General features: G+C 35.5%; 4 protein-coding genes. 3 read left to right on the top strand and 1 reads right to left on the bottom strand.

Annotated elements, in window-relative coordinates; translation table 11 throughout:
• Positions 1-256 precede the first annotated feature (256 nt).
• Entirely contained in the window at positions 257-811 is a 555-nt protein-coding gene (locus ACILQF_RS10835; RefSeq protein WP_395627425.1) for an REP-associated tyrosine transposase, read from the top strand.
• Positions 812-1,157: 346 nt separating this feature from the next.
• Positions 1,158-2,453: a phosphoribosylamine--glycine ligase gene (purD, locus tag ACILQF_RS10830; RefSeq protein WP_395627424.1), complete on the top strand. Its 1,296-nt coding sequence runs from the start codon at positions 1,158-1,160 to the stop codon at positions 2,451-2,453.
• 8 nt (positions 2,454-2,461) lie between these two features.
• On the opposite strand, the gene ACILQF_RS10825 is transcribed toward purD, so the two are convergent.
• Positions 2,462-3,598: a redoxin domain-containing protein gene (locus ACILQF_RS10825; RefSeq protein ID WP_395627423.1), complete on the bottom strand. Its 1,137-nt coding sequence runs from the start codon at positions 3,596-3,598 to the stop codon at positions 2,462-2,464.
• Positions 3,599-4,224: 626 nt separating this feature from the next.
• On the opposite strand from ACILQF_RS10825, the gene ACILQF_RS10820 reads away from it, so the two are divergent.
• Positions 4,225-4,521 (top strand): galactokinase family protein (locus ACILQF_RS10820; protein ID WP_395627422.1); only part of this gene is annotated, 297 nt, incomplete at its 3' end.

The following is a 4,521-nucleotide window of genomic DNA, read 5'->3' as shown; positions in this document are numbered from 1 at the left end:
CGTACTTAGCAAATAATAAGAGTCTTCAGACTCGTACTTAGCAAATAATAAGTTAAGCGTACTGTCCGTAGAGTTAAGCGCAGCGTCTCTACGGATTAGCAAATAATAAGAGTCTTCAGACTCGTACCGATTAAAATCATAACCGTTCATCACCCAATAAATACCGTTCAATAACTATTTCACGAATAATTGACATACACATGTATCTTTTAAATTATTTTTTAATTTCCAATTGATTATTAATTGTTTTTACTGTATGTCGGATAGAGGTTTCCAAATCAAAGATCAATACGCAGTACATTTTCTCACCTTTACAGTAGTTGAATGGGTGGATGTTTTTACTAGAAATACCTATTCAGATATTTTAATAGATAGTCTAAAATTTTGTCAAGAAAAAAAGGGATTAAAAATACATGCATGGTGCATCATGAGTAATCACATTCATTTAATCTTATCTACAGATGGCGTCAAAAAACTTTCGGATGTAATTAGAGATTTTAAAAAATTTAGCTCTTATGCTATTATAAATGCCATTCAGAATAATCCTAAAGAAAGTAGAAAAAAATGGATGCTATGGATTTTTGGGAAAGCAGGTAAATTTAATAGTCGAAATGAAAATTTTCAATTTTGGCAGCAAACTAATCATCCAGTAGAATGTTCTACGAAAGATATATTAATGTCAAGAATGCAATACTTGCATGAAAACCCAATTAGGGCGGGAATTGTAAATTTTGAACAAGATTATTTATATTCATCGGGTATTGATTATTATGGAAATGGCCAAGGCTTAATTAAAATTGATTTTGTGTGATGGGAGTCTAGATTTACAGTCGTAAACTTTATATTGAGTAGAGGAGTCTAAAGACTCCTTACATTGATAAATCCGTAGAGACGCTGCGCTTAACTCTACGGACAGTCGTAAACGCTGCGCTTAATTCTACGGACAGTCGAGATTTAATCTGCGCTAATCCGCGAAAATCTGCAGGAGATTTATTGTAAGGTCTTCCAAATTTCGCTATCCTGGCTTCGAGAACCTCAGACACCGCATAAATTATTCTTTCCCGCAGATGTCGCCAGCCTGACAACCGACAACTCATAACTCCTAACTGATAACTAAATTTTCTTGCTCATTAACTATTTCAACTTATCTTTACACTATGAATATCCTAATACTCGGCTCAGGTGGACGCGAAAGTGCTTTCGCCTCTAAAATCACACAAAGCAGCCTCTTAACAAAACTTTTTATTGCTCCCGGAAATGCCGGAACTTCCGCTTTTGGGGAAAATATAAACCTCAAGCCAACAGATTTTGAAGGCATAGCTGAGTTTGTGCTCAAAAACCATGTAAAAATGGTGCTTGTTGGTCCTGAGGAGCCTCTAGTAAAAGGCATTCATGATTTTTTTCTTAACCACCCAGACCTAATGCACATCCCTGTTATTGGTCCCCAAATGCATGGCGCACAGCTTGAAGGAAGTAAGGATTTCTCTAAGCAGTTCATGATCAAACATGGTATTCCTACAGCAGCATTCAAATCTTTCAATAAATCAACCCTTGACGCTGGTTTAGCATATTTGGAGACTCAAAAGCTCCCGATTGTTTTAAAGGCCGACGGACTTGCAGCGGGAAAGGGTGTACTGATTTGTGAAACATTAGAGGATGCTAAAGCAGAACTTAAGTCTATGCTTGCCGATGCTAAATTCGGTGAAGCCAGTAGCACCGTAGTAATTGAAGAATTTTTAACCGGTATTGAGCTTTCTGTTTTCGTATTAACAGATGGCAAAAGCTATAAAATTCTGCCCGAAGCCAAAGATTATAAACGTATTGGAGAAGGCGATACCGGACTAAATACTGGCGGGATGGGTTCTGTTTCTCCAGTTTCATTTGCGGATGCAGAATTTATGAAAAAGGTGGAAGACCGCGTGATCATTCCTACGGTTGAGGGATTGAAAAAAGATAATATTCCTTATAAAGGATTCATTTTTATAGGCCTAATGGCTACAGATACTCCTCAGGGAAGAGAACCTTACGTGATTGAATACAATGTGCGCATGGGTGATCCGGAGACTGAAAGCGTGATCCCAAGAATTGAGAGCGACCTAGTTGATCTTTTTTTGGGTGTAGCAAATGAAAATTTATCAGAAAAAGAACTAAAAATATCTTCAAAAACTGCCGCAACCGTCATGATTGTAGCAGGCGGTTATCCCGGAGAATATTCCAAAGGGAAAGTAATTTCGGGAATTGAAAACATGAGGCATTCTACTGCATTCCATGCAGGAACAGAATTGGAAAATGGATTGGTGAAGTCGAGCGGCGGTAGAGTAATTGCCGTTACTTCTTTGCAAGATAATTTATTTGATGCCGTACAATGTGCTACTGCGGATGCCGGTAGAATCTATTTTGATGGTCGCTACTTCCGTCCAGATATCGGAGTAGATCTAATGGAGCTTAAATAAACAATTACTTATTTCTTTAAAGGAAAAATTTCTTTAAGCTTATCTTGTAAATCCTGTCCGCGTAAATCGCGAGCAATGATCTTACCATCAGGTCCTAACAAGAAATTTCTGGGAATACTACTTATTCCATATAAAAGCGCAGCTTCATTAGCCCAATATTTAAGGTCAGATACATGTTGCCAGTCTAATTGATCATCCTTAATAGCTTTTAACCAACTTTTTCTATCTCTGTCGAGGGATACTCCAAAAACGGTAAAACCACTATTCTTATGCATTTTAAATGCATTCACCACATTCGGATTCTCTTGTCGGCAAGGCCCACACCAAGCTGCCCAAAAATCCAAAAGCACATATTTACCTCTTAATGAGGATAAGTCAATTTTAGTCCCAGCGCTATCAGCCATCGCAAATTCAGGAGCAATAGAACCAATTGATGTTTTCTTTTGTCCTGCAATGTATTCTCTTAAACCTACCGCAGTGGATGTGCTCTCAACATTATCATCTAAAGCATTTAAAAGCTCCTCCGCTTCCACGAAATTACTTGTTGCACTAACTATATTGGGAATAATTAAAAGCGAAATATAGGAGCTAGGATTATTCTTAACGAAATTCTTTTGAAAATCTGTAAGTGCATTTGTTGCATTACGGAATGGTTTGCGAAACATTGAACGCACAGAATCTGCAGGTAATCCCGACATCGACACTCTTTGAGCCTCCTGATTGACCGCATTCAAGCTATCCGAATATGGAGTTTGCTCTAAATTATAACGAATAATATCATCATGAGCTTTCGAACCAACAACGGTAGCATCGCTAAGATTCGCTTTAATATCAATGCGGATAATCCCTTGATCTAAAACAAACTGCTTTGATTGAATTCCATCTTTTTGATAATCTTCACTAAGTGAAATAAAAACCGGAATTGGTTCAGTAATTGGGCCTGATATACTAAATTTACCGTTTACTACCGCTATTTTTTCTGCCTTAGAGCTGGATGCAGCTTGGAAGAAATTACTTTTAGTTAAATAAAGCACATCAATTTCCTCTTTCGCAACCGTCCCAGTTAAAGTATATGTTTTCTGAGCAAATACTATAATTGGATTGATTAATAAAAAGAAGGAAAGTATAATAGGGGAAAATCTCATGTATAGGAATTAGAATGCAAATTTAGAAATAATAAAAATGAATTATGATGATAAAACATAAATTTTACCCTCATAAAAAGCTACAAATCATAGGAAAATTTGGGTCCTAGCGGTTAAGAGCACAAATTTATCGCTCGTTTGATGAGTTGATGTAAACAAAAAAGGGCTTGTAAAAACATCCCCCTTTTTAAATTTTTTTGTACGAACAACGTTAATTTACTTTGAATTAATATCTTTTAATATTGCCAAATGATTTATCATTCTTCTATATTTCAAAACGATTGTAATAATTCCACCAATTGGAAATAAAACAGATATAAGTATAAGTGAGTTTCTATTAGATTTGTCAATTAATTTATTGGAATAAAGAGTTTTGATTGATATAATTGAAAGAAACATTAAAATCAAGTTTAAAACCAATATTGTATAGAATTGTGTCATGATAATAGATTAATGGGAATATATTTTATTTAGTCATCAGACAAATATATATATAAAAAAATCGAGTTAAATACTAATAAAAAATCTGCCTTTATCGTCCTAAAAAATCAAATAACAATAAAAATCCAGCACCCATTAAAAAACGGGAATAAAAGAAGATATTTGAAAATAGAACGCGCAAAAAAATGATTCCTATTTCCAATTACCCGGATAATATAAAAGTGAAATTTCAAGAGCTTTTCGCTCAGGAACCCCTAATAGTTCGTTCGCCGGGAAGAATCAATCTGATAGGTGAGCATACTGACTATAATCTAGGATATGTGCTTCCAGCTGCAATTAATAAAGCCATTTACCTAGGCATACAAAAGCGTAATGATGGATTAATAAAAATACACTCGCTAGACTTTCAAGATGATTTTGAATGCGATATCAAAACAATAAAAACCTCAGGTAAATTATGGCCCGACTACCTTTTAGGAGTA

Source organism: Daejeonella sp. (assembly GCF_044232565.1).
In the GTDB taxonomy this organism is placed as follows: Bacteria; Bacteroidota; Bacteroidia; order Sphingobacteriales; family Sphingobacteriaceae; genus Daejeonella.
The sequence above is the reverse complement of the archived record's forward strand: the minus strand, read 5'-3'. Positions and strand labels throughout refer to the sequence as shown.